20 protein-coding genes are annotated in these 26,357 nt (G+C 40.4%); 11 read left to right on the top strand and 9 right to left on the bottom strand.

The annotated features are described in order from the left end of the window. Positions 1–83: 83 nt before the first annotated feature. Both mreC and ACLLO5_RS17665 read right to left on the bottom strand, forming a co-directional pair. On the bottom strand, positions 84–881 hold the full coding sequence (gene mreC, locus ACLLO5_RS17670) for a rod shape-determining protein MreC (protein WP_413171789.1): 798 nt from the start codon (positions 879–881) through the stop codon (positions 84–86). Between the two features lie 88 nt (positions 882–969). Continuing rightward, a complete protein-coding gene (locus tag ACLLO5_RS17665; RefSeq protein WP_013190299.1) occupies positions 970–1,977 on the bottom strand; it encodes a rod shape-determining protein in 1,008 nt (335 codons plus the stop codon). Positions 1,978–2,405: 428 nt separating this feature from the next. Here ACLLO5_RS17665 and ACLLO5_RS17660 point away from each other — a divergent pair, with 428 nt between their 5' ends. Then, the gene (locus tag ACLLO5_RS17660) at positions 2,406–2,768 is read left to right on the top strand and encodes a single-stranded DNA-binding protein (protein WP_413171788.1); all 363 of its coding nucleotides are present in this window, start codon (positions 2,406–2,408) and stop codon (positions 2,766–2,768) included. A 63-nt stretch (positions 2,769–2,831) separates the two neighbouring features. On the opposite strand, the gene ACLLO5_RS17655 is transcribed toward ACLLO5_RS17660, so the two are convergent. Further along, positions 2,832–3,578 (bottom strand): SIMPL domain-containing protein, encoded by a 747-nt coding sequence (locus tag ACLLO5_RS17655; protein WP_413171787.1) that lies wholly within the window; start codon positions 3,576–3,578, stop codon positions 2,832–2,834. A 506-nt stretch (positions 3,579–4,084) separates the two neighbouring features. Between ACLLO5_RS17655 and ACLLO5_RS17650 the strand changes: the two genes are divergently transcribed. The 4 genes from ACLLO5_RS17650 to murI all read left to right on the top strand — a co-directional run bounded on the left by ACLLO5_RS17650 (position 4,085) and on the right by murI (position 11,389). Next, positions 4,085–5,467 (top strand): cation:proton antiporter, encoded by a 1,383-nt coding sequence (locus ACLLO5_RS17650; protein ID WP_413171786.1) that lies wholly within the window; start codon positions 4,085–4,087, stop codon positions 5,465–5,467. An 827-nt stretch (positions 5,468–6,294) separates the two neighbouring features. Then, positions 6,295–8,154, top strand: a complete 1,860-nt coding sequence (locus ACLLO5_RS17645; protein ID WP_413171785.1) for an N-acetylmuramoyl-L-alanine amidase — start codon at positions 6,295–6,297, stop codon at positions 8,152–8,154. A gap of 311 nt (positions 8,155–8,465) precedes the next feature. Further along, positions 8,466–10,361: an N-acetylmuramoyl-L-alanine amidase gene (locus ACLLO5_RS17640; protein WP_413176125.1), complete on the top strand. Its 1,896-nt coding sequence runs from the start codon at positions 8,466–8,468 to the stop codon at positions 10,359–10,361. Positions 10,362–10,534: 173 nt separating this feature from the next. After that, a complete protein-coding gene (murI, locus tag ACLLO5_RS17635; RefSeq protein WP_413171784.1) occupies positions 10,535–11,389 on the top strand; it encodes a glutamate racemase in 855 nt (284 codons plus the stop codon). Between the two features lie 46 nt (positions 11,390–11,435). Here murI and ACLLO5_RS17630 read toward each other — a convergent pair whose 3' ends face one another. Next, positions 11,436–11,633, bottom strand: coding sequence for a hypothetical protein (locus ACLLO5_RS17630; RefSeq protein ID WP_413171783.1), 198 nt, complete (start codon positions 11,631–11,633; stop codon positions 11,436–11,438). 864 nt (positions 11,634–12,497) lie between these two features. Between ACLLO5_RS17630 and sds the strand changes: the two genes are divergently transcribed. Continuing rightward, positions 12,498–13,469 (top strand): solanesyl diphosphate synthase, encoded by a 972-nt coding sequence (sds, locus tag ACLLO5_RS17625; protein ID WP_413171782.1) that lies wholly within the window; start codon positions 12,498–12,500, stop codon positions 13,467–13,469. A gap of 56 nt (positions 13,470–13,525) precedes the next feature. Here sds and ACLLO5_RS17620 read toward each other — a convergent pair whose 3' ends face one another. Next, positions 13,526–14,002: a hypothetical protein gene (locus ACLLO5_RS17620; RefSeq protein ID WP_413171781.1), complete on the bottom strand. Its 477-nt coding sequence runs from the start codon at positions 14,000–14,002 to the stop codon at positions 13,526–13,528. Between the two features lie 179 nt (positions 14,003–14,181). Between ACLLO5_RS17620 and hetZ the strand changes: the two genes are divergently transcribed. From hetZ to ACLLO5_RS17605, 3 genes are all read left to right on the top strand, one after another. Next, positions 14,182–15,372: a heterocyst differentiation protein HetZ gene (gene hetZ / locus ACLLO5_RS17615; RefSeq protein ID WP_413171780.1), complete on the top strand. Its 1,191-nt coding sequence runs from the start codon at positions 14,182–14,184 to the stop codon at positions 15,370–15,372. A 194-nt stretch (positions 15,373–15,566) separates the two neighbouring features. Continuing rightward, entirely contained in the window at positions 15,567–16,391 is an 825-nt protein-coding gene (locus tag ACLLO5_RS17610) for a PatU (RefSeq protein ID WP_413171779.1), read from the top strand. A 282-nt stretch (positions 16,392–16,673) separates the two neighbouring features. Then, the gene (locus ACLLO5_RS17605) at positions 16,674–18,995 is read left to right on the top strand and encodes a transglutaminaseTgpA domain-containing protein (RefSeq protein WP_413171778.1); all 2,322 of its coding nucleotides are present in this window, start codon (positions 16,674–16,676) and stop codon (positions 18,993–18,995) included. Between the two features lie 53 nt (positions 18,996–19,048). On the opposite strand, the gene ACLLO5_RS17600 is transcribed toward ACLLO5_RS17605, so the two are convergent. Genes ACLLO5_RS17600 through ACLLO5_RS17590 form a run of 3 tightly spaced genes read right to left on the bottom strand, consistent with a single transcriptional unit; the run spans position 19,049 to position 21,340 of the window. After that, a complete protein-coding gene (locus tag ACLLO5_RS17600) occupies positions 19,049–19,894 on the bottom strand; it encodes an O-antigen ligase family protein (protein ID WP_413171777.1) in 846 nt (281 codons plus the stop codon). 13 nt (positions 19,895–19,907) lie between these two features. Continuing rightward, positions 19,908–20,231, bottom strand: a complete 324-nt coding sequence (locus tag ACLLO5_RS17595; RefSeq protein ID WP_413171776.1) for a hypothetical protein — start codon at positions 20,229–20,231, stop codon at positions 19,908–19,910. A 26-nt stretch (positions 20,232–20,257) separates the two neighbouring features. Further along, a complete protein-coding gene (locus tag ACLLO5_RS17590; RefSeq protein ID WP_413171775.1) occupies positions 20,258–21,340 on the bottom strand; it encodes a glycosyltransferase in 1,083 nt (360 codons plus the stop codon). Between the two features lie 321 nt (positions 21,341–21,661). On the opposite strand from ACLLO5_RS17590, the gene ACLLO5_RS17585 reads away from it, so the two are divergent. Continuing rightward, positions 21,662–22,804, top strand: coding sequence for a glycosyltransferase (locus ACLLO5_RS17585; RefSeq protein WP_413171774.1), 1,143 nt, complete (start codon positions 21,662–21,664; stop codon positions 22,802–22,804). An 88-nt stretch (positions 22,805–22,892) separates the two neighbouring features. Then, a complete protein-coding gene (locus ACLLO5_RS17580) occupies positions 22,893–24,077 on the top strand; it encodes a glycosyltransferase family 4 protein (RefSeq protein ID WP_413171773.1) in 1,185 nt (394 codons plus the stop codon). Here the strand turns inward: ACLLO5_RS17580 and ACLLO5_RS17575 are convergent. After that, entirely contained in the window at positions 24,056–26,146 is a 2,091-nt protein-coding gene (locus tag ACLLO5_RS17575; RefSeq protein ID WP_413171772.1) for a GumC family protein, read from the bottom strand. The two genes, ACLLO5_RS17580 and ACLLO5_RS17575, sit on opposite strands and share 22 nt — an antisense overlap. Positions 26,147–26,357 lie beyond the last annotated feature (211 nt).

The raw sequence follows: 26,357 nt of genomic DNA, 5'->3' as shown, positions 1-26,357 counted from the left end.
CAGGATTCAGAATCCAGAATCTAGACTGGAGTTTAGCAGCCTGTATACCGACTCCTGAATCCTGACTCCTGAATTCTTAACTTTTATGGCTGTTTATTTTCCACCTTTGGTTTTTCCGGATCTCTATTTTCTGGTCTTGGATATACAGTTACCCAATCCAAATAACGAATTGGTGGAAATAGTTCAACTTTGGCTACTGATGCCGGAAGTTTCTTTAAATCTAAAGACTTGATTCTTCCCACCGGCACACCAGCTGGAAACTTCTGACTATAAGTGGAAGTGGAAACTACATCTCCTACCTTCACATTAGGAACTTTTTCATAAAACTCTAGCACTCCTTCAACGGAAGAATCACCACGCAAAACTCCCTTCGCTGATGTCCGGCTAATGGTAACACCCACTTGACTTTTCAAGTCACTAACCAATAAAACACGACTGGTATTAGGCGTAACAGTTTCTACCAAACCTACCAAGCCACCATCAGCCTTGACAACAAAGCCTTCCTTAATTCCAGCATTTTTACCAATATTCAAAGTCACTTGTTGCCACCAATGGTCAGCACTGCGCCCCACTACCCGCGCTATAATCGGACGTTCTGTCAGCGGTTCTTTTTCTATGTAACCCAATAAACTTTGCAGTTTTTGATTTTGACTTTCTAGATCAACTATCCGCGTTTGTAGCTCCAACAACCGGGCATCACGAATCCGATCTTCAGGACTTATCCCTGGCTGTAACGTCTGCAAAGGACGGGTAATGCTTTGATATATTTCCATTACCACTCCACCCTGGGTCTGTCGCAGCATCCAAGCACTACCCACAACCAGAGTTAACAAACCTATTTGTAATGCTTTATGTTCCCACCAACGGCGTGTAGTAAACATTTATACCTGTATATATTTGCTAAATTATTCTAGATAATGGATGCCATATTTCCTGGATACAGAATCCATCATCTTTTTAACCTTTTGGTTACATATTGCGAGAACGACCACTGAATACTCGTTCTAGCTGCTTGAAGTTTTCTAACACACGACCAGTTCCTAAGACAACACAACTTAGGGGATCGGCAGCAATGTGAGTAACAATACCTGTTTCATGACTAATTAAGGTATCTATACCTTTAAGCAATGCGCCACCACCAGCTAACATGATTCCTCGATCAATAATATCTGCGGCTAGTTCGGGAGGTGTGCGTTCTAGTGTCCGTTTGACCGCTTCTATAATTATTGATAGCGGCTCTAACATACTCTCTCGAATTTCTCCACCTTTAATAGTCACTGTTCTCGGTAAACCAGAAAGCAAGTGTAAGCCACGAACCTCCATGATTGCGTCATTATCATCATTGGTCGGATAGGCCGAACCAATGCGAATTTTGATATCTTCAGCAGTCCTTTCTCCAATTACCAGGTTATGAAGTTTCTTCATGTACTGGATAATTGCTTCTGTTAATTCATCTCCAGCAATACGTACTGACTCGCTAATCACAGTTCCTTGGAGACTGAGTACGGCGACTTCTGTTGTCCCACCACCAATATCAATGATCATGTTACCAGTCGGTTCAGCTACTGGTAAGCCTGCACCAATGGCTGCTGCTACCGGCTCATCAATTAAATATACTTCTCTAGCCCCCGCTTGAGTAGCTGCATCCATTACGGCTCGTCTTTCTACCCCTGTAACACCGCTGGGAATGCCAATCACAATCCTGGGTAATATTAGGGATCTACCCTCGTTAACTCGTTGAATAAAGCTTTTGAGCATCAATTCAGCGGTATCAAAATCAGCAATAACACCATCACGCAATGGACGGACGGCTATGACGTTGCCTGGAGTCCGACCAAGCATTTTTTTGGCATCCTCTCCTACCGCCAGTGCTACTTTTTCATTTTGATCAATGGCAACTACGGAAGGTTCTTGGAGTACAATTCCTTTACCAGATACATAAACTAGGGTATTAGCTGTACCGAGGTCGATACCCATATCCCATGATGAGCGAAAGTTCCTGAACAGGCCCACGCGTCTCTATGCCCCCTATTTGTTTTAATTTGTGATGATAACAGTGAGAATTTATTGTGCTGGATTTTATGATGTTTTGCTGCCTGACTCCAGTAAACCAGACTATTTTTTTCTATAATTTTTGTCAATCTTAATGGATGTTTTAGCCATCTTATTTTCTCTATTCCAAAGTTACTCAGTATAACCGTATAATTTTGACAATTATGACAAGTAATTTTTAAATCATTTTTTTGATTTAATTATATTGCTAAAGACTTAACATATTTTAAAGAATTTTACAAGATAACTTAAGAAGGGAGAAGGAGAGTTCAGATGTCAGAAGGATAACTGGTAACTTGGGTTATTATAGAGTTCACAACAAGCTAGTACATTTGTATCTAAAGGTAAAATCCATGAGCATCAATGTTGTCACCCTTGTTGGTCGTGTAGGCGGCGACCCAGATATAAAGTATTTTGAGTCGGGTACAGTTAAATGTAAATTAACATTAGCAGTCAATCGCCGATCGCGTAACAATGATAAGCCAGACTGGTTTAATCTAGAACTCTGGGGTAAAACTGCTGAAGTTGCTGGCAACTATGTGCGGAAAGGTAGCCTAATCGGGGTTAAAGGTTCGTTGAAATTCGATTCCTGGAGCGATCGCCAAACAGGTACACTCCGTTCTTCACCAGTTATTAACGTTGAACAACTGGAGTTACTTGGTTCTAAGCGTGACGGAGACGGCGGTATGTCCGATATGTCTCCAGATAATTTCTAATTGGTTCAGTTGTTAGCGGGAAAAGGTAAAAGGTGGAAGTCACCTGTTCCCTGTTCCCTGTTCCTAATAACTAATTTGTAATGTTACTGATGCTTGTACTTCCTGCTCACCAGCAACTATGGGTGTAGAAGCATCAGCGTTAGCAATCTTTGCAGCTTCAGCCCGGTAAAGCATGGGTGGTGGAGGCGCACTTGCACCATTAATTTGAATACCAACTATTTCTTTTTGTTGTAATCCCAAACTGCTGAGTACAGCTTCAGCTTGATTTTTAGCATCCTGAGTAGCTTTTTTAAGTGCTTGTTTTTGGGCATTAGCGATCGCCTCATCACTAGCAACAAAACTTACACCACTAATTTGCGTCGCCCCAACCTTTACCGCTTCATCCAATAATGAACCAGCTTGCTCAGTAGGAATACGAAAACTCACGGAGTTGCTGGCAGCATAGCCAGTAATTCGCTGTACATTATTGGCGTAGCTATAGACCGGGTTAAGGCTAATACCCGTAGTTGTCAATTTTTCTACATTCCGACTTTTCAGAAAAGCCACCACAGCTGATGATCTACGCGCCGCTTCTTTTTGCACCTCTTGGGCTGTTTTGCCTTGAATTTCCACACCTAAACTAACTTGTGATAAAGTTGTAGGAATTGCTTCCATACCACGACCACTTACAGTCAAAGTCCGCCATAATTTTTCTTTTTCTTGGGCTGATGCAGGTAATGTAAACATCACAAATAACAGTAAAATCAAAGACAAATTTTTCCCGATTTTCCCAGCATGAAAACGAGAACCAGATAAAGTAGTTCCAAGCATTAGATATACACTCCTCAAACATTTATCACTCAAGAATTCAGGATTTCAAGAATTTACAGTATTTCCACAAGTGGCATTCTTTGATTCTGAACCCCTTTCTTATACTTTGACACTGCTAAACCCAAAAAGTTGCTTGGTTACAATTTTGGCAACTAAAAAAATTACACCAGTCTCGATAATTTAATTAACCGGGCTGAAGCACCTATGGTGGTCGAGGTTGAGAATAGGGCAAAGTAAGTTATAAATACAGCAGGAGTCAGGAGTCAGGAGTAAAACTGGCTTTGTATATAGGTTTGAATTTAGATGTTGTACCTCCTAAATACGCAAACCGCTGTAATATTGGAGCTTTTTTATGACCAATACCCAATACCCAATTTATACTCTTAATCAAGATTGCATATATATTTAACCACTAATCGTTGGTGTTAGGACTGCCAATATATCAATAGCTATAAAATGGTTTCGATAAAAGAGTAAAAATAAAGAGAAGGATATTCACAGAACCAATGCAGTTTTTTAGTGCAATCAATTTTACTGTTCCCCTGTTGGCTAGTGCCACAGAATCAGCAGATAGTTCAATGGTGGTAGCAGCCGTACTGCTGAGTTTAGTGGTAATTTACTTCGCCAGCAAAGTAGGTGGCGAATTATCGAACAAAGTGGGTTTGCCCCCAGTCTTAGGTGAACTTGTCGGTGGTGTGATCATCGGCACATCTGTATTACATCTGTTGGTATTCCCAGAAGGTGGTACAGACAGTTCTAATTCATTAATCATGACTTTCCTGCAAATCACTGCTGGTTTAACTCCAGAAGCCACTCCACAGGTGTTTGCCGCACAGTCAGAAGTCGTTTCTGTTTTAGCAGAACTGGGTGTGATTATCCTGCTATTTGAAATTGGTTTGGAGTCCAATTTAAAAGACTTAATGGCAGTTGGTATCCAAGCCGTTGTTGTGGCAGTTGTGGGTGTAGCAGTACCCTTTGCAGCAGGTACTTTTGGTTTAATGACTTTATTTGGTATCAGTGCTGTACCAGCAATTTTTGCCGGTGCGGCTTTGACTGCTACTAGCATTGGTATTACCTCCAAAGTCCTTTCAGAAATAGGACGTTTGAATTCTAGAGAAGGCCAGATTATTCTCGGTGCAGCGGTAATAGATGACATATTGGGAATTATTGTCCTGGCTGTAGTTGCTAGTTTGGCGAAAGATGGTGCAGTGGATGTAGGCAATGTCATTTATTTGATTATCAGTGCCACTGTTTTTTTAATTGGGGCGATTGTTTTGGGTAATATTTTCAATAAGTCCTTTGTGGCGATCGCCGATCAACTCAAAACACGCGGTGAACTGGTTATACCAGCTTTCATTTTTGCCTTTGTCATGGCCTACCTAGCTGATGTTATTCACCTAGAAGCAATTCTTGGCGCTTTCGCAGCAGGCTTAGTCCTCGAAGAAACAGATAAACGCAAAGAACTGCAAAAGCAAGTAATTCCCATTGCCGATATGCTGGTGCCAGTTTTCTTTGTCGCTGTCGGGGCAAAAACCGATTTGGGAGTCTTAAACCCAGCAATTCCCAGCAATCGGGAAGGCTTAATTATGGCAATCTTCCTGATTACAGTCGCTATTCTTGGTAAAGTGATCACAGGTTTGGCCGTGTTTGGTCAACCTGGAATTAACCGTCTAGCAATTGGCGTGGGTATGATTCCCAGAGGTGAGGTAGGTTTAGTATTTGCCGGTGTTGGTGCTGCTAGTGGCGCTCTCTCAAAACCATTAGGAGCAGCAATAATTATGATGGTAATTCTCACTACCTTTTTAGCTCCTCCGCTGTTAAGATTCGTCTTTCCCGAACCAAAAACAGCTGCTGCTTTAGATAGTTCTTCTGACACATCATCACTCTAGCAACAGCAAATGATGACAAGGGTTTGGAAGTTATGTCAGCTTCTCAGGCAAGCCTAAACAAGTAGAAGCATTATTCTTCTGATATTTACTTGTCCATAATCAACAATGGACAAGTATATTTTGGTTTATTGTCTCAGTGCCTGATATTCTATAGCAGAATTCAGGAATAAAAATCTCTTCATATATGGCTTTTTACGTAAATTGTCTACCTCTTTCAAGTGCATACCGCTATAACTAGATCATTTATTTTGCACCACTACTTGTATAGCAGCTATAAATAATTAACGGAAACTTATTTTTTGCAATCCCCGTCTGCTGTGATAGTTAATTTTCTTAGCTTTTTATTCTTTCTAAATTGGGGAATCATATCTGTCTCTACCCTAATTCTACTCACCTGTTATATCCTGAATATTTATTCAATTATTAGGAAGTAACACCCAACAACAGGATTTGATCAGTATTATTGAAGTTGGGACAAAGTCAATACTATATTTTGCTTGTCTTTGCTGTAGACTGTTGTTAGGTATTAGCTGATCGCTGAATACTGATAAATTGACTGTTGAGCAATTATCTTGTTCCTTACCTACAGCGAATAAATAGCAACTGGGGTTATTATTTAAAAATCATTTATTATGTCTTTGTATTGCCTTTACAACTTAAACTCTAATATCCAATTCTGTCTGCTTAGAATAACCCTGTGGCAGAGAATTTTAATTTAAAATCTCCCATCCAAAATTTAAACTTGTTACAAGTGTTGACAGCGTGCAGATTTGCCAAGGTTTTGACATATTGATCACTTCTATAAATACAACTCAGGAGAAATAACTGTGAAATTACAGTGGTTACTACCCGGTACTTTTGGAACTGTTTTACTATTATCTTCACCAACTTTAGCGGCCAAATTAGAATCTTGGCGGTTTGATAAAAATCAAAACAGATTAGAAATTAACACTTCCGGTGCTGTACAACCCCAAGCACAATTAATATTTAACCCAACTCGGTTGGTAATTGATTTGCCCAACACTCAATTCGGGCGATCGCAGTTAACACAACCAATAGGTGGTAACATTCGCTCAATTCGCATTGGCCAGTTTGATCCAAAAACAGCCCGCTTAGTAATAGAACTCGCACCAGGTTACACCCTCGACCCCAAACAGATCAAATTTGTCCCCATCACTGCTAAACGCTGGACAGTACAATTACCACAATTACAAGCAGAGCAACCAACATCCCCAACCAGCAATAATAGTAATAACACCTATAGTTTAGCAACCATAGAATCCCAAGCTAAACCTGAATTTTCCACAGCAACCACCATCTCAACCGGCATAACCCAAATTCAAAAATTACAAAGCACCGGAGACGGGTTTTTTATTCGCACCAGCGGTGGCAATCCTCAAGTTAAAGTCAATCGTAGCCTGGATCGCAGCACAATATTCGTAGATATTGCTGGCGCTACTTTATCACCACTGCTTTCCCAAAAAAATCTCACTATCAACGAACATGGGGTCAGTCGCATTGAATTCAACCAATCATCAACCAGACCAACCAGTGTTCGTCTGACGTTACGGGTAGATAGAAATAGCCCCGACTGGCAAGTAACTGTAAGCGATATTGGTGGTCTGGTTTTACTACCAACTAAAGGTGTTGTCCGCTTACCTCAAAGCATTAATCCATCAAGACCGACGCTCACCACAGAAAACACAATTATTAATAACTCCCCAGCCACCATTGAGTCTGTAGAATTAGCGAATAATGGTACACAACTACTGATTAGAGCTAACCAAAATGTATCTGCTCAAGGTAGTTGGGATAGAAGTTCTGGACTATTTCGCATCACCATTCCTAATGCTAAATTAGCTCCCAGAGTCCAAGGCCCAACTTTTGATGCTAATAGCCCCGTTCTGAGGGTGCGTTTGCAACCCCAAGCCCCCAACACAGTAATTATTTTTGTTCAACCAGCTTCAGGAGTTAGCATTGGAGAACTCAACCAGATCGGCAATCAGCTTTTGGGTCTACAATTACAACGATATCGTCAAGTTAGACCTCCAATTAGTTTACCTCCCTTACCATCACCCAATAATGTAGAACTGCCAAACCCGAATATTAGAACTCCCCAGCCCCGTCGTCGTCCCGTTGTTCCCAAAGGAAAATTATTGGTGGTCATCGACCCCGGACACGGTGGTAAAGACCCAGGAGCAATTGGTATCAGTGGCTTAGAGGAAAAAGATATAATTTTACCAATTGGTAGGAGAGTGGCAGCAATTTTGCAGCAAAATGGTGTACAGGCGATAATGACAAGAGATTCGGACTACTTTGTCAGTCTCCCAGGACGAGTAGAAATGGCAGAACGAGCTAATGCCGATGTATTTGTCAGCATCCATGCTAATTCAGCGGGTGCAAACCGTCCCGAAGTTAGTGGCTTGGAAACGTATTATTACGACAACGGATTGAGCTTGGCTAGAATTGTCCACAATAGAATTCTTCAAAGTCTCAATATTAAGGATAGGAGAGTCCGGAAAGCTAGATTTTATGTTCTTAGAAAAAGTTCTATGCCCTCAATTTTAGTAGAAACAGGTTATGTAACAGGCAGAGAGGATGCAGCCAAGCTCCGAACTTCAGCTTATCAAAATCAAATGGCAGAAGCGATCGCTCAAGGTATTCTCCAATACTTAAGGCAAAGATAAGTCATGAAGCTTCATTATAGAAAGTAACAAATAATACCAAGGGGTTCAGCAATGCTGAACCCCTACAACTGATGAATGGGCAAAGCTAATTTTGATAGCTATTTTTTGTTGTCATCTAATGCTTTGCAGGTTAAATTAGTCTACGCTCATAGCATGGCAAAATTCTGAGTATATGCTATAGTGTTACGCCATTAGTTAAGTTGTATCCCAATACCAGCACAAAGCTAAAGTTTGGGCGGTAGAGGTGTGAGGATTTGCCAAGATGTTGAGATATTGACGACTCCCATGAATGCGAATCAGGAGAAATGACTGTGAAACTACACTGGTTAATACCCAGCACTGTTGGAACTATCTTCATGCTATCATCGCCCGCAATGGCTGCAAGATTAGAATCCTGGCGGTTTGATACCAATAAAAATCGACTAGAAATAAACACATCTAGTCCTGTCCAACCTCAAGCACAATTGATCTTTAACCCGACTCGGTTAGTAATTGATTTGCCAGGTACTACCTTTGGCCGTCCCCAGCTAACCCAACAAGTAGGTGGATCAATTCGCGCTATCCGAATTGGACAGTTTGACGAACAAACCACACGCCTAGTTGTAGAGCTGATGCCAGGTTATACTCTAGACCCCAATTTAGTAAAATTTACAGCCAATACTGGTAGTCGCTGGCTAGTACAATTACCACAAATAATAGCTGAAGCCCTTCCTTCCTCTGGAAATACAGGCGAACAAGCAGCAGAAACACCTGCATTTATACCCCCTCAATCACCCTTTACTCCAGCAGCCACCCCCAGCAATACTTACAATATGGTGACAACATCTCCTGTCACCCTACCTAATCAAGAAGTGGCTATTAGTCCCACAGAAAGGGTTACTCAAATTGAGAATTTGCGAGTCACAGGGGATGGTTTTTTTATCCGTACTAGTGGCGGAAATCCTCAAATACAAGTTAATCGCAGCCTAGATAACCGAACTATAAATCTAGAAATTACAGGCGCGGCTTTATCATCAAATCTAAAACAACGAGATTTGTTAATTAATCGCTATGGTGTTAGTCGCATTCAATTTACCCAAGTCTCAAGTAGAACCCCTATTGTTCGCATGACTTTGCGGGTAGATAGCAATAGCCCCGATTGGCGCGCAACAAGTAGCGGTAATGATGGTTTTGTTGTCCTGCCTAATCGTTTTACCAGATTACCAAATAGTCAACTCTCTACACAAATTCCCAGTAATTCTCCGGCTACAATTCAAGCTGTGGAATTGGCTGCTAATGGCACGCAATTACTAATTAAAGCTAACCAAGCTGTATCTGCTACAGGTGCTTGGGATAGAAGTTCTGGTTTGTTTCGCATTATTATTCCTAATGCCAAGTTAGCTAGTAAAGTCCAAGGGCCAGCTTTTGACGCTAATAGTCCTATTCTCAGGGTGCGTTTGCAACCACAAGCGCCTAATAATGTAGTTGTCTTGGTTCAACCTGCATCAGGTATACAAATTGGTGAACTTAACCAAGTGGGAGAACAAATTTTAGCTCTGCAATTACAAAGCTCTCGTCGTTTACAACCTCCTATTAGTCTACCTCCCTTACCAGGAACTAGAGGACAGCTACCATCTATTGAAGACAATCCTCAACCACGTCAACAGCCGCGTTTATCAGTTCCCAGAGGAAAATTAATAGTCGTTATTGACCCCGGACATGGTGGTAAAGATTCCGGCGCTCCCGGTATAGGTGGTTTATTAGAAAAGGATGTGATTCTGCCTATTGGTAGGAGAGTGGCTGCAATTTTGGAGCAAAATGGCGTACAAGCCGTAATGACGCGAGATGCTGACTTTTTTGTGGAGTTGCAAGGGCGTGTGGATATAGCCAAGCGGGTAAATGCTACTTTATTTGTTAGCATTCATGCTAATTCGGTTGATAGTCGTCCTGATGTCAATGGTTTAGAAGTATATTATTACGACAGTGGTTATGATTTAGCAGAAGTTGTTCGCAAGACTATTCTCCAAGATATCAGCACTATCAAAGATAGGGGAACGCGCAAAGCCAGATTTTATGTGCTTAGAAAAAATACTATGCCCGCAATTTTAGTGGAAACAGGCTACATGACAGGTCGTGAGGATAATCCCCGTTTAGGATCTCCAGAATACCAAAGTCGGATGGCTGATGCGATCGCTCGTGGTATTCTCAAGTACCTACAGCAAAGATGAACAAGCAGGAGTATGACTAACGCTGCCCTATCAGGAGTTCAGAAGAAGAAAGAAGAAAGAAGTTTTTTCCCCCTGCGCCTCTGCTCCTCTGCTCCCTATCATTAGTAGTCAATAATCAGATTGTCTGCTAAATTCTGTATTTTAAATAGAAACCGCTAAATCAATATTTGCCTGTGTATTCATCTTCCATTTTTGAAAGTAATTTTGACGATTTCTCTGACCAAAACTCTCAATGTGCCATTGGGGTGTTTGACAGTGGTGTGGGAGGTCTAACGGTATTACGACAAATTTATAAGCAGCTTCCCAATGAATCTATTATTTACTTTGGAGATACTGCTCACCTGCCTTATGGTATTCGTTCACAAGCAGAAATTTTACAATATGTAAGGGAAATACTGAACTGGATGCAGCAGCAACGGGTGAAAATGGTAATTATGGCTTGTAATACCAGTTCTGCCCTAGCTCTAGAAAACGTCCGCCAAGAATTTGACTTTCCCATTCTCGGAGTAGTTCTACCAGGAGCAAGAGCCGCAGTCCAGCAAGGTAAACGAATAGGTGTCATTGCTACTCCAGCTACTGCTAAAAGCAATGCCTACCGTCAGGCTATTATGGAAATACAACCTGATGTTCAAGTCTGGCAAGTTAGTTGTCCAGAATTTGTGCCACTAATTGAACAAAATCGCATCCATGACCCCTACACAACAGAAGTAGCCAAATCCTATCTAGAACCTTTAATCAAACAGGAAATTGATACTTTAGTCTACGGCTGTACCCATTATCCTCATTTAGCACCTGTATTGCGATCGCTCCTTCCTTCCTATGTTAAGTTAGTTGACCCAGCAGTTCATGTTGTAGCAGCTTGCGCCCAAGAGTTAGACCTATTAAGCATCCGAAATACTCGCTTACCAATGCCTACTCGCTTTGCTGTCAGCGGCTGTCCACAACAGTTTGCTCAGTCTGGATTACAGTGGTTAGGCTACACTCCTCTGGTAGAACAGGTCTACCTAACTGATGCCACAGTCTCATAGTCATAAATCATAAGTCATTGGTCAAAACATCAACCAATGACCTGTGTTATTGGCTATTAACTACCCCAGTCACCTTAGTTCTTAATCCTCTTTCCTGCTTGTGCTGTTCCTGGATAACACTATCCCTACTTTTAATAACATTATTTCTACCTGTTCGTTTTGCTAATGCTAATAATAAGTAGACAGTAAATAAATATCCAGAAGCTAAAATAAATATCATCATAGGCATATTTCCATAAATCATTGTTCTACCAACTCTGCTTTCAAAAGAAGATAAAATTGCATACGAAAATAGCAGAACTTCAGCGAATCAAGTACATTCTTGATTGCTGTAGTTGGCTATGCAAAGCCAACCAGTAGAGTAATTATCCTCTCCGGTCAAGCGATTTATTATTTAATTTACTTGTTCGCAGACCACACATCCGACAGCAGTAAAATTGCTAAACAGCAATCTCAAACTGCGCTCCTCAGCAGTCTACCCAGTCTGCGTTATTTACCCTCACACCAATTAAGTAAGATATACACTCATACTCCACTGGAGATTAATGAGCTTAGTGGCTTCCCTCACAGGAAACGCATAATCCAACCCAAAAGGTCTTCTGGCCGCACATCAAACAATCAGGAATCATTCCCTTCATTTTGTGGGCAACTGGTTATTTTAGACTCACAAATCCAATGAGTAAGATCACCTAAAGATGATTTACTTTCTTGGAAGTGAATATCTGAAAGATTTAAAATTCCTATAATCTAGCGTAACACAACAGACCTGCATTTTTAGCTAACTTCTAGACTAAATTTCAAATTTTCTCAATGTTGACACACAAGCTTTTCTAATTTTTCATAGTGCGCGAAAAATTGTCAATAAAGAAAGTTTGAAGGGAAATTGTAAAACCTATTCTTGGGTGTTTTAATATACTAAGTATTTAATTCAGGTAGTAATTGTTAACTTTGTCCCAGACTACAAGAGCTAGTAACGGAAGTTGTTTGTGCTAATCCGAAAAATGGGACATGGGAGTTCCAGATCAAAACTTTGCGCTGGCTATGGTTTATCTTAAAATGAGTAAAGGATATGTAAACTTTCGTAACCTAAGTCAGAGTCCGCCCATCCATGACCCCAGCCACCTCCCTGTTTACCCCTGTGGAAGCAGACCTGCGAATACTAGCAGATAACCTCACACAGCTAGTTGGAAATCGCCACCCCATCCTCTATGCAGCTGCCGAGCATTTATTCGGAGCTGGGGGCAAGCGTATTAGGCCAGCAATAGTGCTACTGATATCGCGGGCAACCATGCTAGAACAAGACATTACACCCCGTCATCGACGCTTGGCGGAGATTACGGAGATGATTCACACAGCCAGTTTGGTACATGATGATGTAGTTGATGAATCTAATGTACGGCGTGGTGTGCCGACAGTTCATAGTTTGTTTGGAAATCGTATTGCTGTATTGGCAGGAGATTTCCTTTTTGCTCAATCTTCCTGGTATTTAGCTAATCTGGACAATTTGGATGTGGTCAAACTGCTTTCAGAAGTGATCATGGATTTAGCCGCAGGGGAGATTCAACAGGGTTTGAATCGTTTTGATACAAATCTTTCTACAGAAACGTACCTCAAAAAGAGCTATTACAAAACAGCCTCATTAATTGCTAACAGTTCTAAAGCTGCTGGCTTACTCAGTGAAGTTTCACAAGAGAGTGCTGAAAATTTGTATAACTATGGTAAGCATCTTGGTCTGGCATTCCAAATAGTAGATGATATTCTAGATTTCACTGGTTCAACAGATACATTGGGTAAGCCAGCCGGATCGGATCTTAAAAGCGGTAATTTAACGGCACCAGTGCTATTTGCCTTGGAAGAACAACCTTACCTAGAAGTTCTGATTGAAAGAGAGTTTGCCCAAGAAGGGGACTTGGAGCAAGCACTAGGACTGATTTCAGATAGCCAAGGCATACAGAAGGCCAGAGAATTAGCTGCTCACCATGCTAAAGCATCCGCTGAACATATTGCCACGCTAGAACCCTCAGAATCACGGCAAGCACTAATTAACATGACTGATTATGTACTGAGTCGGCTTTATTAGGGAATTTTAGATTTTAGATTTTCAGTTCAATCCAAAATCTAAAATCTAAAATTGATTCAAGCGATGTTGGGAGGCACTTGCTGATTGGGTTTTTGCGGCTGTAGGCACTGCTGAATCAGGTTTTTCAAGTCGGTTCGCTGCACTTCAATAGCGTTACTGGTCGTGCCAGGAGTCTCAAAAAAAACTATACTATCTACTGGTTCTAAAGCTACCAGTTGAAACAAAATATTAATTACAGGAATGGCTTTACCTGCTACTTGAGGGTTAAGCCCAGCAGATGAAGAGAGGGAAATATCCTGTAATCTAGGAAAGGCGTAAACTACGTGCTTTTCCAGTTTTGGATTTTCCTTGTTACTTAATGTAGTTAAAATCCACCTTTCCTGCAAATTTTGGAGAATATAGTATTGAGAGTGGCGTAATTTTTGAGCGATCGCTCTCAGAGCCGGAGCAATTGTAGCCACAAGTTCTGGTGTCTTGCCATCATGAGGTGCATTATCAATCAATAATTGAATTTGTGCTTCTAGATCAGTCATGACTTGTAAATGGTTTCTGATTGATGTCCAAAATATTAAATCAGGGAACAGGGAGCAGGGGGGAACATAATAACTGACAACTGATAACTGATTAGCTGATACGCAAAATCTATTAAGCTAACACCCACAGCCCTACAGGTTGTGTTTAAGTATGTTAGGGTCTTTTTCAAAATCTGACTATGAATTCAGCCGCAACCGCAACTACTCAGGGAGACAAATCTATCGGCGTGGAGGTTATATTTCAATTTCTATTGAAAGAACTACAGCAGTCAACCAAGGCTACTCACAAAAATTGCCGTGACGTGGCATTGCGAATTGCAGGTGAAGTCCTGCGGATTTGCAATGAAAGTAAACGCATTCAAGCTTCTGGTGACATAGAAAACTCCGCCATGACCCTAGCTCGACATCGGCTACAACAATGCCTTCGGTATTATCAATTGGGGTCGAATCGTAGCAGGGTGGAACTACACAGTACATTAAGTGCCATAATTTATCGTTACATTAATCCTCCTCAGAAGCAATTGAGCTATCAAGGGCGGCTGACTATCATAGAAGATTTTCTTCAGAATTTTTATCTGGAGGCACTAAATGCTTTTCGTAGGGAAAATCAACAAGAACCTACCTATCGCCCCCAAACCCTACTAGAATTATCCGAGTACATGGCATTTACGGAACGCTATGGCAAACGTCGTATCCCCCTACCCGGCCGTCAGCAACAGCTAATTATTCTGCGAGCGCAAACTTTTTCGCAACAACAGCCGCCAGAAACTAGTGTGGATATAGAGCAAGCGGCCGAAGGCAGTGGCAATGAAACTGACAGTTTTTGGGAAGAGCCAGCTGTGCAACAACTGCGTTCTGCTATGGCTATGCAGGCAGAAGCCGAACCAGAAGAAGATACTTTGCGTTCTGTTGTAGTTACCGAATTAATGAATTATCTCGAACAAAGACAACAATCGGACTGTGCTGATTATTTCTCCCTCCGTCTCCAGGATTTATCAGCACAAGAGATTGAGTCAGTTTTGGGTTTAACTCCGCGTCAACGAGATTACTTACAACAGCGTTTTAAGTATCATTTAATTCGGTTTGCACTTTTGCATCGTTGGGAATTAGTTCATGAATGGTTAGAAGTTTCTTTACCCACTAATTTAGGATTAACTCCCCAGCAATGGCAAGTCTACACAGGAAAGTTGGACGATAAACAGCGGTCTTTATTAGATTTAAAGCAAAAAGGACAGTCTGACGAAGCGATCGCCAAAACTTTAGGCTTGTCAATGGCACAACTGCAAAAACGGTGGTTTAAGATTTTGGAACAAGCTTGGGAAATTCGTAACTCATTTGTGTCCGGATCTGGTGCATCTACCCATGAATAGTGACTCACAACCCTTACAATACCAGTGACTCGTAGGAGCTTGACAAATAATGTCAAACCGGCGAGTATCCCTCGGTAGAGTATGAGAAAATTGATGGGGTAGAAGACCCTCTCAAGGAAGCCGCTACATTATTAAGTGGTAAGGCAGAGTTGGGAGGACAACCCCTAACCTTTCAACTAGGAGAAATTCCTACTGTGCAAGAACGTTTTCAAGCCGTCCTCAAGCGTCGGTTACAAGTCGAAATCCAAAACCACCCACCTTTATTCCCTTGGGAAAGCCAGTTAATAGATTATCCAGAATTTGTGGAAGAGCCGTCGATTGCCTTAGTTCCTGCCTGGGGGTGGTTGGCACAGCAATCAAAGCTCAATCTTCCAGTTTCTTTACCAGATAAAATTTTTCAACAATTAATGGAAAAGTGCCAGTTATTACTGACATCTTCTCTGCCTTTAGGGCCTAAACTGGTTCAGGCAGTAGAAAGCCTTTTCCCGGAAGATTACCAGTTAATTAATGATTTAGCTGGATTGGTACTCAGAACTTCCTATCGATCTGTTGATGCGCTGGAGACTATACCCAATATTCAGAGTGATTATTCAGATTTACAACCACGTCAACAAATGGCGTTGTCGTTAATAGCAGCTAAACAACTGCTGGAAAATCTGACATTGCCAATTTCTTTCACTAATCCAGTGATTGAAAAACAATGGCAAACTAATGCGGGAACTCTGAGTATTCGAGTAGAATTACAAGCCTTGGGTCAGAGAACAAAGTTATCTGTTCATGGTGAGTTACCTACTTCAGGCGTTTTGAAGCTGCATGGAAATAGTACCCAAGTGATTGGCAGCACTAGTGCTGGAGGTAATGCTCCTAGCTCAGGAGAGGTAGTGGCAGAATCTGCGAATCTAGCCAATCCTAGTGTGGAATTATTCTGTGAACGCGCCAATAAAACCTATACTCTGGAAGTTGAATTTCCAGAAATAGAAGAACAACCTCTGTTCTTGGCGATTAATCTCATGATGTAATCCTAGTTACTGCTGCCAGCACTCTCAGTTGATAAACGCCAATAAAACAAGATGATCATCCTGGTTTTCAAGTTTACTCCTCTTTGCAAAAAACACTAATTAGGTCATCTATAGTAGGTAGCTATGAGCAGGACACTTCCTAAAACAGCGTAGATTCCCTTAGATACCTAGAGGGAGTCTAAGGCTAGGATAGAGTAAGGCTAAGGTTGAAGACAAGGTGATTAGCTTTGATTCCTAGCATTGTGTCCTTAGCGTCTATATCATAGTTCTACTTACTTAAAAATGTTAAATTTTTCCAGGATAAATCGGTTTTGGCGTGTACCCGCAGGTGATTACTGGCGACAAAATAAACAAAGGTCGTCTTCAGCAGAAGTGGAAGATTCTATTTCCTTGCGGGTACTGGTACTAGGGCTGGTGGTGTTAGGAACTGTGGCGACGGATATTGCATCTGAGACTAACTTTAGTCTTTGGGCTGTTCCTTTGAGTATAGTTGGTGCAATTTGGAGTTACTACCGTCGCCGCAATGCTAATATTCCGGTTAAGTTCTGCATTGCTATTGGAATGTTGGTCGCTTTGGGGGCTTTTTTTGGTAGGTTTTTGGGCGACTGGAATGATACAAGGATGAATTTGGCTCAATTGCTGATTGAGCTTCAGGTGCTGCACAGCTATGATACTCCCCGACGCAAGGATTTGGGCTATTCGATTGTGATTGGGTTAATCTTGTTGGGTGTGGCTGCAACTGTGAGTCAAACTATGGGTTTTGCTCCTGTGTTGCTGTTATTTTTGGGTGTGGCTCTACCAACTTTGGTTTTAGATTATCGCTCACGGTTGGGTTTGAGGCCATTAACAAGAACAGGGTCGGGTAAAAAGAATTTTACGAGTGCTAATTTTAAAGTTTTAATTGTCAATTTTTTACTAATTTTGGGGCTAGGGCTAGGAATTTTTGCTGTTTTACCTCGTTTTCCTGGTTATCAATTACGTTCTTTTCCTGTGAGTGCGCCGATTGATGTCAAGGGTGATTTTACAGGTCGTAGTATTAATAATCCTGGTTATGTCCGCGAAGGTAGTGGTGAAGGTGAGGGGAACGGTACTGGACAGGGAAGAAGTGGTGAGCCAGGTAAGGTAGATAATAATTTTTATTACGGTTTTAATAGTGAGATGAACCAAAATCTGCGGGGGGAAATGAAACCCAAGGTGGTGATGCGGATTAGATCCCAAGCAGAAGGTTTTTGGCGTGTTTTAGCTTTTGACCGTTATACAGGTAAGGGATGGAAAATTTCTCGAAATGATGATGTTACTACTTTGAGGCGTTCTTCTTGGTCTTACAGAATTTCTCTGGATCTACCATTAATTACAAATCCTACGAAGGAAGTAGTACAAACTTATAATGTGGTATCAGATTTGCCTAATTTGATTCCTGCGTTGTCTTATCCGAAGGAAATTTATTTTCCTGGTGCAGTGATTGCGGTTGATCAGGAAGGGGGTTTACGATCGCCTGTACAATTATCGGAAGGGATGACTTATACTGTAGTTTCGGAAGTTCCCACACGCGATCGCACATTGTTGGGTAAAGCTTCAAATAAATACCCTCCAGAGATTAAAAATTATTATCTCCAAATACCGCCAGAAATTGCTGATAAAGTCCGGCAAAAAACTGAGGAAATTCTGGCAGGATATAATCATGAACGGGTTTCTCGCACGGAAGATACTAAAACTCTAGATTCAGCTTACGAAAAAGCACTTTACTTAGCTCAATATCTCAAACAAAAATACTCTATTCCTGAAAATCCTTTGGGATTACCTTATTTGGATGCAAAAGAAGATTTGGTGGAAGCCTTCTTGTTTAAACATCAAGGTGGTTATCCAGACCATTTTTCGACTGTGCTAACGGTGATGCTGCGTTCTATTGGTATTCCTGCACGGTTGGTAGCTGGGTTTGCACCGGGAGAGTTTAATCCGTTTACAGGGATGTATATTGTCCGTAATACAGACGCTTACTCCATGACGGAGGTATATTTCCCTAAATATGGCTGGTTCGCATTTGATCCGATTCCTGGTCATCCCTTAATACCTCCTTCCATTGAAGAAGATCGGACTTTTAGTGTATTGCGTCAGTTTTGGAATTGGGTGGCTGGTTGGCTACCTTCACCTGTGACAGGGTTGCTGAATGGTATATTTGGGACATTATTTACTTGGTTGTTTAGAGCGATCGCTTGGTTTATAGCTTTATTCTCCAAAGGTTGGTTAGGTGTTTTAACTGGTTTAATAGTAGGAACAACTACAGCTTTCTTAGGTTGGTTGGGTTGGGTACAGTGGCGAAAATGGCTCAACAGTAGGTGGTTAAAGAAATTACCACCAGTAGAAAGTCTGTATCAACAAATGCTGCAATGGACAGCCGCAAAAGGTTTAGGTAAACATCCAGCGCAGACACCTTTGGAATATGCCCAGGTATCATACAACCAACATCCAATAGAAACGGCTCAAATCATTGATGAAATTTGTCAAGCTTATGTGAGTTGGCGTTATGGCGGTCATACTCCTAACTGGCAGGAATTACAACAACGGTGGAAAGAATTGCAGAAGATGAAGACTATTAGTAGGTGACAGGTGACAGGTGACAGGTGACAGGGAAGATAGCAAAGGTAGAAAATTCCTACTCAGCACTCACAACTCGGTACTTTGCCATAACTAAGCGCCCACCATGCTAAATGGGTAAATTGGGCGCACTCAAACCAAGTGAAACCAAAAGCGAGATAGGCTATTACCAAGGCTTCAATTCCCCGGTATGGTGATTTAATTACCTGAAAGAAACACCATCCTAATAGCCCTAAATAGGCAGCTAAACCTAGTAAACCTACAGATAAGGATGTATCTAAAAATAAATTATGTGCTTTTGTTGTGGGTAGTTGCAACGTTTGCATCTGCCCTTTTTTGTCTCGATATTCAAAATTAAAATCATCTAAACGAGTTAACTTACCTAATGTCACACTACTATAAATATCAGCAAAAGCAACACCGTAACCATCACTACCCCACCCAAACAAAGGACGTTGACGAATGCCATAATTTGCTATTTGCCACAAATGGACTCTATCTAATGTCATTTCTTGAATAGGTGGTAATTTATTTGTATATCTGGTGTAAGTGGTAATAGTAATTATTAATAAACATAGTAATGTAACGGGAATTAATAATTTATAATATTTACGTCCTAACAGATAAATAGTTGCTACTAATAAAGCTAAAATACCTGTCCTAGTTTGGGAGAGTATTAACGCTGGTATAATGAGGATACTTGCAATAATAGCAAAATTTGTATTTATCCATTGCCATTGCCAACCAACAAATGTAATCACTGCTATTGCTGCGAGAACAAAAGAAGTATGACCACGATGGGAATATAAACCTATTGGTTGTTGATTTTGAAAAATTGTACTTTGTAAAATGTTGTCTTGAATTAATTTTCCTGTTGTGGCAGTATAGTCAATTCGCCAGTCTATCACTTGGGGAAAGATGCTAAGTGCTAGAATTACTCCACCAATTACTAAACCTTGAAGTTGAGAACGGCCCGTTTGTATTCACAAGTTCTGGAAATAAAGTGAAATAAAAGCTGAATCGTTTAGGAATTGAGGTGTTATTAATAATTTGTATACCAATTTGTACAGAAAATTTAGTTTGAAAATGTCTTGGTGGAATTGGTAATAAAGATTCCAAAATGCTTAGAATTTTCCGCATTACATTTTTTCTTGATAATAAAATAGTCTGCTCAGGAACTATAGTTTCAAAGCGAATACCATCTACTTCAAAGGCATTGTTACTGTTTGATTCAAAAGTATTCATATTACAAAAGCAATATTTTATTGTAATTACAACAAAATATCATTGATAAAATTTGTTACTCTAACAACTTGCTGCTCTAGGTCAAAATCTGATATTTGATTGGGGATTGCTTTTTGCTTAATTTGGATTTCTTCAAAAGTTATTTTTTGCATTAAATTAGCTAATGATTTGATATAAGTATCTTCCCACGGTTTAGCGCCTGGCAACTTCCAAATCCAATCTCCACAAATATCATAGGCCATAGGAATTTGACTTGTAACTACTGGCAATTTTGCTGCTAGATACTCACTAATTTTTGTGGTATAGCGAAAACTACCAACTCTGTCTACGCTTTGAGGTAAACTAGCAACATCCATGGCTGCCATGTAATCAAGTACCTGTTCAACGGGGACATTACCTGGCAGAAAAATGCGCTTTTCTAAATCTGCTGCTGCTAATTTCTGTAAATAATTTAATCCACTTCCATTTCCAACTACTAAGATGCTGATATCTTGGCGGTTAGTTTTATGGAATGCTTTTAATAATTCATAGCCATAGCAGTATTGAAAACGTTGAGTCCAAGCTATTGAACCTAGTAAACCAAATACTAGAGAATCTTCTGGAATTCCTAGTTGTTTACGAATTTTTACTCGACTATCGGCTAACTGTTCCATAGTCCGAGTGCAATGTGACCAACCTGCTGCTGTTACTGCTTTTGGCGCTCCAAATGTTAAGGCTCGACCTACTAAATAAGGTGTCCAACCAATAAATCCAGCGCAAAAACGACAGAGTATTTGCTCATATAGATTTACAATTGGTGCAAGGATGGGATAATTTAAACTAATAAAAGGTGCGATCGCATCCCCACTACTGAAAATATAAGGAATGCCGAAAAACAATCGCAGCCATAAACACGCCATACCCCCTACAAATCCTGTCCCTTCCATCACAACTAGTCTTGGTTTTGTGTGTACAGCTTGTTGAATAATATTAAGCAAGCTTTTGAACTTATCACTCCGTTCAAATTCCATAACCTGAACTGTAAAGTTTTGTAAAAGTTTCAAAATTCTAGCTTCATCATTTGATTTTGTGCCGTTAGTAGCGAAAACCAAGATTTTAGCTTCTACCATCTGATGTGCCTCTATTCAGTCAACATATTTTTACAATACTCATGCTGTAATATATTTTAGGGCTTATGCACTTTACAAATTAATCAATGGTATGGATTTTCTGAAATAGCTCATCTCAGGCATTAGTTAATCACTCAGTTAGTGATCAGCATTTCTCCAAAATACATACAGCAGATTGCAGATCAATGAGGTACAGCATCAAAATTGAAACCTATATACCAAGCCAGTTTCACTCCTGACTCCTGACTCCTGAATTCTGCTGTAATTGATGTTTTCTTTAAATATGTAAGTCCTATATTTTTTTCAGATCACTAAAATTATATGCGCCTTGCAATTATATGCGATTACCTGGAAGAAAACTGGCATAGCATGGATTTATGCGCTCAAATGCTACTTAAGCAAATGCAAGCTGAACACACAGCATCTATTCAAGCTATACAAGTTCTTCCCACATTTAAAAGGCGATTTCAACAAATTCCTCAATTTGGTAAACAGCACTTTGCCTATAATGCAGACCGTCTACTTAACCGAGTTTGGTACTATCCCCAATATCTCAAAAAAAGGGTGTCAGATTTCGATTTTTATCACATTGCTGACCACTCCTACGCCCAATTAGCCCATGTTTTACCACCAGAACGCACGGGAGTATATTGTCATGATATTGACGCTTTTCGCTCCCTTGTAGAACCAAAAAAAGAACCTAGACCAGGCTGGTATCAAGCCATGTCGCAGAGAATTTTAAGCGGTTTACAGTCAGCTGCTATTGTATTTTATTCTACCGCAGAAGTTAGAAAACAAATTGAGCATTACCAGCTAATAGAACCATCACGGCTAGTTCATGCTCCCTATGGTATTGCCGCAGAATTTAGTATTACTACAGGTAGTCAAAGTGATGTTGACCAAGAAATAATCAAAGAAATAGGTACTGCACCTTTTATTCTCCACGTCGGTAGTTGCATTCCTCGTAAACGTATTGATATTCTATTAGAAATATTTGCACGAGTACGCAATATTCATCCCAAGTTACAACTAGTTAAAGTTAGTGGTGAGTGGACACAAAGCCAAAAGCAACAAATTGCTGATTTGAATATTAGCAATTCGATCATTCACCTACAGGGTTTAGAACGGGCAACTATAGCATATCTTTACCAACGAGCATCAGCTGTGTTATTACCAAGTGAAGCAGAAGGTTTTGGATTACCTATAATTGAAGCCTTAGCTTGTGGAGCAGTAGTAATTGCTAATGATATTCCTGTACTGCGTGAGGTGGGTGGACAAGGGGTGATATACTCCCCGAATGCGGATGTGTCAGCCTGGGTGAAGACGGTGACACAAGTCTTGTCAAGCCCGACTATAGCTCCTAATATCAATCTTCGTTTAAATCACGCACAAAAATATTCTTGGTCTAATCACGCGCAAATTATTGCCCAATCTTATTTAAAATTAGCGGGTATGGAAAACTAACTATAGCAGGGAACAGGGAACAGGGAACGGGGTTGAAAGTCTTTTCGTGTATGGATTTTTGACGTTAATTGTGTATCTCATTAATTATATGAAAATTGTATTTGTCAACCCAGTAGGAGCGATTGGTGGTGCAGAAAGAGCTTTGCTCACTATTATGGCTGCACTTTTGAATACAAAGCCAGATATGCAAATTTACCTGATTGCTGGTACTGATGGATCTTTAATAGGACAAGCTGAGAAATTGGGAGTGGAAGTAAAGGTACTAAAATTGCCAGAAGAATTTAACCAACTGGGTGACAGTGCTTTGAGGGGTAATAGCAAAGTTGCAGCAGGAATGAAATTGTTATTTCAGCTAGTAAGTCTTGTTCCTAGTTTATGGCGATATATCAACGAATTCCGGCAAATCATCAAATTACTGAAACCTGATCTGATTCACACCAATGGTATTAAAGCTAATCTCATTACAGCATTGGCTGGAGTCAAGGATATACCTGTAATTTGGCATATTCAAGATTTTTATGGTGCGCGTCCTGTGGTGGCAAGAGTGCTAAGATGGGCGAGTAAGAGGGCAACAAGTGCGATCGCAATTTCCCAATCTGTAGCACAAGATGCCAAAGCCACCTTACCAGGCTTACCGATAGAAGTAATTTATAGTGCCATAGATATTAATTACTTTTCTCCTCATCCTTCCTCTTCCCATCTTCCCCTACGAGTGGGACTAGTTGCTACCTTTGCCCGTTGGAAGGGTCATGATATTTTCCTAGAAGCCGCATCAGAAATTATTAAAAACCATCCTCATCTAAACGTGCGTTTCTGTATAGTTGGTGGGGCGATTTATAAAACTCGTGGTTCCCAATTTTCCGAACAAGAATTAAAAGACAAAGCCACACATCTAAATATTGCAGACAAAGTTGATTTTCTCGGTTTTCAGCAAGACATAGCCGAAATTTACCGTTCATTGGATATTGTAGTTCATGCTAGCACTCAACCAGAACCATTTGGTTTGGCAATAGTAGAAGCAATGGCTTGTGGTAAACCAGTGATAGTATCCCAAGCTGGTGGTGCAGCAGAGTTATTTACCCATAACCATGATGCCGTTGGTGTATCTCCCGGAGAACCAAAAGCCTTAGCGGCTGCTATTCTGGATTTGCTTAATAACCCAGAAAAACGTCAATTGCTATCAGAACAAGCAAGGCATACAGTTACAAAACGTTTTAGTCACGAACGTTTAGGTGAGCAAATTTTGGCTGTTTATACTCTACTAATTGCGTAATAACTAGAATCTGGCTGGTTAGCATTAATGCCATTCATTGCCACACCTAAAACATTTTGGTCAGCTTTATCCAGCATTTCCTTAGACAGTGAAACACTGGTAGAATCAGCCACTCCTGGACGGACTACAAACAAAATTCCATTTGACAGTTTTCCTAAAATAGTTGCGTCCGCAGCTACCGTCAAGGGCGAAGTATCAATTATGACAAAATCATACTTTTGTGCAACTTGGGCAACAAACACAGCCATTTGACTAGAATCCAGTAGTGAAGCTGGGTTATGATTTAATTCGCCAGCAGTAAGAACTTCTAAGTTAGGTATAATTTCATTCACAGCTAGGTTTAAATCTAACTGACGTTTGAGAACATTGCTTAAACCAACTTCATTCGGAATTTCCCAAATTTTGTGCTGACTGGGATTACGTAAATCCGCATCCACCAGTAATACATTGCGTCCCAATTGAGATATAGAGAAAGCCAAATTCGCAGCAATTGTTGATTTACCTTCTTTAGGGACCGCACTCGATATAACAATCACCTTAATTGATTGTTCTGAATTAAAAAATCTCAAGTTAGTTTGCAACATCCTGAAAGCTTCGCTAATAGGAGAATCAGGTTGTTTTCTGACAATTACCTCTGGAATAAAACCACCATTGGGAAAAGGTGGAATATAGCCAAGTAAGTTATAACCCAATAAATCTTTGGCAGATTTTGAAGTTTTGATCGTTGTGTCCAATCTTTCCAAAACAAACGCTGTCGCTACCCCCAACACGATACCACCAATTAATCCTTGCAGTAAGTTTATATACTGCCTGCTCTTAATAGGTACACCAGGAATTAAGGCTGGTGTAACAATCCTGGCATTGCTGACTTGTAGATTTTCTGCTACCTGTAGTTCTTGATAACGAGCCAAAAGGTTTTGATAGCTAGTCTCAGTTGCAGCTATTTCCCGTTCTAATTGACGCTGTTGCAATTCCAACTGAGGCAAAGTATTAGCCCTTTGTCGGTAAGATTCAATAACTTGAGCTAAAGATTTTAATCGTACTTGCAAACTGAGTCTTTCAGCTTCAGCAGCAGCGTATTGGCTAAGAATTCCTTGCTGTAAACCAAGCGTTCTCAGTTGTACAATTCTGTCAGGTTCTTTGATTTGATTTAAACGTCCTGCTTTACCAATAAAGCTTTGTTCTATCCTTTTTGCTAGTTCTCTTTTGAGGATAACTTCCTCTTTTTTGAGATCAATCATCGTGGGATGAGTATCCGTCAAACGCAACGCAGTCACAGCTATCTTTTGCTGGATATCTTGCAGCTGTCCAAGCACGGAAGTAGTCGATGGAGATTCACCCACAAAACCGTTAATTACGGCCTGCTGTGAAGTAATACCAAACAGCGACTGAATTGATTGTAACCGCGCAGTTTGCGAAGATAAATCAGATCTAGCCGCAGCTACTTGTTTATCTAAATCGGTAAGGATGCCCACACTTGATGCAGCTTCAGCTTTCAGGTCTAAAACTCTGTTCTGTTGTTTAAAAAATTGTAATCTGCGTTCAGCTGTTTGTAATGCGGCTTTCCTTACTGGTAACTGTTGAGCAATAAAGTCTCTTGCTGATCTTGTTTGAGCTCTGTTGGCATTGATATCATTCTCTATATAAATTTTCATTAAAGCGTTAACAATTGAAGCCGCTTTTCTGGGATCTTCACTTGTGAAATATACTTCTAATATATCAGTGTTCTCAATATTTGTTACCTCAAGGTCTTTTAAAAAAATCAGAGGGTTCATATTAAGTTCAAGGTTACTGATTACCTTTTCAGCCAAGGGTAGAGAACGTAAAACAGCTACCTCTGTTCCTAATGGTCTACCGCTGACAGAACTCTCTAATTGTCCTAATTGATTACCTACTCCTGTGAGGGAAGAAGTAGAATTCTTTTTCAATACCAGCTGCCCTCCTGCCTGATAAAGAGGGGTTTCTATAATTGTTTTCACTATGCTTAAGGCTAAGAGTGTCATGAAAACTATAGAAGTGGGCAACCAACGTCGCTTAAGTATTGACCAGTAACGTAAATATTCTTCCATATTGTTGTCTATGAAGTTTGATTTTTATGTTTTCTATCGTCAGATTTGGCTTTTTTGCTATTTCTCGAATCAGCAAAGACTTTAATTTTACATATTTATTTACAGAAATGAATGTTGATATTGAAATTGGTATATTTTGCAACATTGTTCTAAGATGTTACGCTTAAAATTTTGAAGTAGTAAATACTACAAAATTTTCATTTGTATATAT

Origin of the sequence: Anabaena azotica SJ-1 (assembly GCF_047275885.1) — a bacterium.
Classification (GTDB): domain Bacteria; phylum Cyanobacteriota; class Cyanobacteriia; order Cyanobacteriales; family Nostocaceae; genus Trichormus_B; species Trichormus_B azotica_A.
This window is presented reverse-complemented; position numbering and strand designations above follow the sequence as displayed.